We start from the raw sequence: 4,726 nt of genomic DNA, 5'->3' as shown, positions 1-4,726 counted from the left end.
GTCCCGGGCGGTGTGCCCGGGACGGGGCGTCAAAAGGGGTGTGTGCGGGTTCAGTTGAGCTCGTCGGGGTGGGGCCCGGTGCGCAGGCCGCGGTCGAGGGCGGCCAGGGCCTGCATCTCCTCGGCGGTGAGCGTGAAGCCGAAGACGTCGAAGTTCTCGCGGATGCGGGCGGGGGTGACCGACTTGGGGATGACGATGTTGCCCAGCTGGAGGTGCCAGCGGATGACGATCTGGGCGGGGGAGCGGCCGTAGCGGGCGGCCAGGCCGGCGATGACCGGCTCGCCGAGCACGGCGCCCTGGGCGAGCGGGCTCCACGCCTCGGTGGCGATCGCGTGCTCGGCGTGGAACGCGCGCAGCTCGGCCTGCTGGAGGCCGGGGTGCAGCTCGATCTGGTTGACGGCCGGGGTCAGTGTGGCGTCTTCCAGCAGCCTGCGCAGGTGGCCGGGCTGGAAGTTGGAGACACCGGCGGCGCGGATACGGCCCTCACCGGCGAGGCGCTCCAGGGCCCGCCAGGAGTCGCGGTACAGGTCGCGGGCGGGGGCGGGCCAGTGGATCAGATAGAGGTCGACATGGTCGAGGCCGAGCGCGGCGAGGCTGGTGTCGAAGGCGCGCAGGGTGGCGTCGTAGCCCTGGTCGGCGTTCCACACCTTGGTGGTGACGAACAGGTCCTTGCGGGGCAGCCCGGAGGCGGCCAGCGCCCGCCCGACGCCCTTCTCGTTGCCGTAGATCGCGGCGGTGTCGATGCTGCGGTAGCCGGTCTCCAGCGCGGCGGTGACGGCGGCGGTGGTCTCGTCGTCGGGGACCTGGAAGACGCCGAAGCCGAGCTGGGGGATCTCGACGCCGTTGCCGAGCGTGACGGCCGGGACGGAGGTGGGTGCCATGGTGCGGTTGCTCCTTCGGGCGGTACGGGGAGTACGCGACGGCCGGGGCGGAAGCACGGGCGGCGTGGGGGCCCGGCCCTCTCTGCGCTTCGCGCTCAGTGGACGAGCGCCGCACACACCCCCAAATTAATTGCGAGCGCCTTTAAATGCAAACGCGGGCAATGTGTGGTCGCATGGGTGGTGCGGGGGAGAGGCGGCACTGCCGTACGACCGGCCGCCGCACCCGCGCCTGCGGGCGCCCCGACGGAGCACCCATCACCTCCACCACTCCCGCGGTCTCGACGGCCTCAACCGCCGCGACCAGCAAGGACAGCTCGGGGTTCGCGGCGGCTTCGGCGAGGGCTTCCCACAGGGCGGCGTCGTTGGTCGGCCGGGCCTGAGCCAGGAGCTTCAGACCGGCTTCGGTGACGTCGGTATAGATGCCGCGCCGGTCGGTCGGGCACAGGTACCGCGCCGGCAGACCGCGGTCCTCCAGGCGCGTGGCGGCGCTCTGGCTGAGGACGACGGCGTCGGCGACCTGCTTCATCTGTAGAGAGCCACCGCAACCATATGGGCGGTGGCGCCCCGCCCCGACCGGGCCTCCGTGGCCCCGTGGGGCTCAGAGGAGGCTTCTCCGTGGTCCCGTGGGGCTCAGGGGAGGATGGAGTCGACGTAGCCGCCGTCGACGCGCAGGGCGCCGCCGGTGGTGGCGGAGGCCAGCGGCGAGGCGAGGTAGACGACCATGTTGGCGATCTCCTCGGGCTCGATCAGGCGCTGGATCAGGGACTGGGGCCGGTACTTGACCATGAACGCCCGCTGCGCCTCGTCCCAGGGCAGTTCGTCGCCGACGAGTTCGCGGACGAACTGCTCGACCCCGCCGGTGCGGGTGGGCCCGGCGATGACGGAGTTGACGGTGACGCCGGTGCCTGCGGCGTCCTTGGCGAACCCGCGGCCGATGGCGAGCAGCGACGTCTTCGTCATGCCGTAGTGGATCATCTCGGCGGGGATGACCACGGCGGAGTCGCTGGCGAGGTCGAGGATCCGTCCCCAGCCGCGTTCCTTCATCCCGGGCAGGTAGGCGCGGATGAGGCGGACCGCGGACAGGACGTTGACCTCGAAGTAGCGGCGCCATTCGGCGTCGTCGATCTCCAGCGGTGCGGCGCTGCCGAAGATGCCGAGGTTGTTGACGAGGATGTCGAGCGCGGGCACGGCCTCAAGGACCTCGGCGGCGCCCTCCTCGGTCGCGAGGTCGCCCGCGGCGCCGGTGACGTCCTCGCTGCCGGAGCCGGCGCGTACGGTGCGCACGGCGTCGGCGACGCGTTCCTCACCGCGGCCGTTGACGACGACGCGGGCGCCCGCGCGGGCGAGTGCGGTGGCGATGGCGAGGCCGATGCCCTGGGTGGAGCCGGTGACCAGGGCGGTGCGGCCGGAGAGATCGATCTGCATGATGGGGTTCTTCCCGTCGAGGCGGTGGCGCCGGCGCGGCGCTGCCCGGTGCCGCCCGTCCTGCGGCCGGGGTGACGGACCCGGGGATCACGATGTTCCCGGCCCCCGGCCGCAGCCGCGCCACGGACCGCACCGGGGTTACGCCATGCGCCCCAGCGTTTTCCCACGATCGCCCCGCCGCCGGGGCCGGGCGGACGTGCGGGAACGCCTCCGGCCCGGCCGGCCCGCTCTTCTCCCACGCCCACCACGGCGGCCCCTCCGGGGCTCCGGATCCAAGAGCAGAGGCACCGTCACGGCCCGGCAGCAGCCGGCCGGCGTGATGCCCCCGTACGCTCCGGCGGTTCCCGGAGCGGGGCCCTGGCCCGGCTTCCGCGGTCCATGACGGCGCGTCACCGGTCAGACGGCGAAGAGGACTTCCCTCTGCGGCGGGACCGGAGGGTCGAGGACACCACGGAGACGGACGATGCCCCGGCGCCATTTCGGCCCGTCCACGGCCTCGTCCCACACCACGGCGAGTTCGCAGAGCCCGCCGAGCACCTGGTCCAGGGCCGCGACGGCGAGCGCCCGGAGATCCGCGGGGAATGGAGGCAGCGGCTCCGACGGGCCGTAGCCCGGACCTGAGGGCCCACCGGCATGATGCTGCGCGACGACCAGCGCCGCCGCGGCGACCGCCCGCTCGGCGTCGGGAACCTCCAGGAACTCCACGCAGGCGGCGGCGCGTTCGAGGACCCGGCGGATCATGGGCACGCGCTCCTCCGCGGCCGCCTCGTCCAGGTCGCCGGCGAAATCGGCGGCGGTGTCGTTGTCGAAGGGGCCGATGTCCCAGGTTCCCACGCGATCTCCTCGATCAGTCGTCCGAGGATCCTCGCACCGGCCACCGACAACAGGCCCGGGAGGCAAGCCGTACGCGCCGTCACGACAGCCGGAAGCGGACGCCCCTACCGCCCCCGCCCGAAGCGGACCGAGGCGCCCGGCGCACGGCACTGTCGATTATGTTGCGGAGAGGGCAGGATTCGAACCTGCGTGGACCCTTACGGATCCGACTTCGGGCTGCTGCCCTGGTCCCCGATAAACCACTCCGGGCACCTCTCCTCGCGTCCGGCCTGTGCTCTAGCGCCGTTCACGAGTACTACCGTGCCAGGCCCCGCTGACACACCCCTGACCGCCCGCTGACGGACGATCCCGCACCCCGGGGACACGCGCGGGCGTCCCCGGCCGCCCCGCCGCGATCCCGGCTGCGGAACCCATTTTTCGGTCTCGGTACGGAGCATCCCGCCTGGGGGAGGAAGGCGGGGTGTGCGCCGGTCACCGGAACGCCGGGGCCGGGGGTGGCCGCCGCTCCGAGCCGAGGGGCGGCGTGCGGGCTCGGTCCGTAGCGCGGCCGGACAGGCACAGCGGCGGATCAGCCCGCCGTCACCGCACCCTCCGGCACCGCGAACCACTCCTCCAGCGCCTCCGCAAGCCCGGCCACAGGCGTCGGCGCCCCCGCGTCGGCCGCCCAGGCCGTGAAGCCGTCCGGACGCACGAGGACCGCCGCCAACTCCGGGCGGGACGGGCAGCGGGCCGTCAGCGTGTCGACGCGGCCGGCATACCCCGCGGCGAGAGCCCGCAGCTCCGGGTCGCCGGCGAGGTCGAGCAGGAGCGCCCGGCCCGCGTGGAGATGGTCCGCGAGGCGGCCGGCGCCGGTGAGTTCGAGGTCCGGGGCGCTGCGCCCGGTCAGCGGGTGCCCGCCCGCGAGCTCGTACCGCACCCCGGCGCCGTTGAGCCGCGCGGTGAGGTACGTGGTGCCCGCGACCGTCCCCGCCAGGTCGCTGACGATCGCGCGCAGGGCCCGGGACCGCGGGTCCGGGCGCATGGCCGCGACCTGGGACCTGGTCCAGTCCAGGACCTGCGCGCCGACCGGGTGCCGCTCGCGGGTGTACGTGTCCAGCAGCCCCTCCGGCGCCCGGCCGGCGATCACCGCGGCGAGTTTCCAGCCGAGGTTCATCGCGTCCCCGATACCCAGGCTCAGCCCCTGGCTCCCGAACGCGGAGTGCACGTGCGCCGCATCGCCCGCCAGCAGCACCCGGCCCCTGCGGTACTCGGTGACCTGGCGGGCGTGGTCGGTGAAGCGGGTCGCGGTCCGCACCCCGGTGACCGTGACGTCCACGCCGCAGACGTGCCGCAGCCGCGCCTGGAGGTCCTCGGCGGTGACCGGCGCGTCCCGGTCGGCCGGCGGCCCGTCGAACTCCACGGTGACGACACGGCCCGGCATCGGCCCGTGGGCGTACACCCCGGTGTCCGTGGCGGTCCAGCCGACCTTCAGGTCCTCGGCGCCGGTCATCTCCACGACCGCCTGGTGACAGGTGATCTCCGGCTCCGTGCCGGGGAATGCGAACCCCGCGAGCTTGCGGACCGTGCTGCGGCCGCCGTCGCAGCCC

Annotated in this window: 4 protein-coding genes, 1 tRNA gene and 1 pseudogene; all 6 read right to left on the bottom strand. The window is 74.0% G+C overall.

All coding sequences use genetic code 11. From position 1 onward, the window contains the following. Positions 1-50: 50 nt before the first annotated feature. Entirely contained in the window at positions 51-881 is an 831-nt protein-coding gene (locus CCN72_RS02790; protein ID WP_086806174.1) for an aldo/keto reductase, read from the bottom strand. Between the two features lie 280 nt (positions 882-1,161). Continuing rightward, a pseudogene (locus CCN72_RS02785) lies at positions 1,162-1,428 on the bottom strand (MarR family transcriptional regulator); the annotation flags it as partial. Positions 1,429-1,511: 83 nt separating this feature from the next. Continuing rightward, entirely contained in the window at positions 1,512-2,306 is a 795-nt protein-coding gene (locus CCN72_RS02780; RefSeq protein WP_086806173.1) for an SDR family NAD(P)-dependent oxidoreductase, read from the bottom strand. Between the two features lie 396 nt (positions 2,307-2,702). Further along, a complete protein-coding gene (locus CCN72_RS02775) occupies positions 2,703-3,140 on the bottom strand; it encodes a DUF4259 domain-containing protein (protein ID WP_086806172.1) in 438 nt (145 codons plus the stop codon). Positions 3,141-3,304: 164 nt separating this feature from the next. Beyond that, a tRNA-OTHER gene (locus CCN72_RS38840) sits at positions 3,305-3,398 on the bottom strand. A 310-nt stretch (positions 3,399-3,708) separates the two neighbouring features. Beyond that, positions 3,709-4,726: FAD-dependent monooxygenase (locus CCN72_RS02770; protein ID WP_086806171.1), on the bottom strand; the 1,018-nt coding region annotated here is incomplete at its 5' end.

This window comes from Streptomyces murinus, from assembly GCF_002154555.1.
In the GTDB taxonomy this organism is placed as follows: domain Bacteria; phylum Actinomycetota; class Actinomycetes; order Streptomycetales; family Streptomycetaceae; genus Streptomyces; species Streptomyces murinus.
The sequence above is the reverse complement of the archived record's forward strand: the minus strand, read 5'-3'. Positions and strand labels throughout refer to the sequence as shown.

What these genes read in the sequence shown, in the direction of transcription:
- CCN72_RS02790 (WP_086806174.1), bottom strand. Translation starts at nt 881, where the DNA reads ATGGCACCCACCTCCGTCCCGGCCGTCACGCTCGGCAACGGCGTCGAG.
- CCN72_RS02780 (WP_086806173.1), bottom strand. Translation starts at nt 2,306, where the DNA reads ATGCAGATCGATCTCTCCGGCCGCACCGCCCTGGTCACCGGCTCCACC.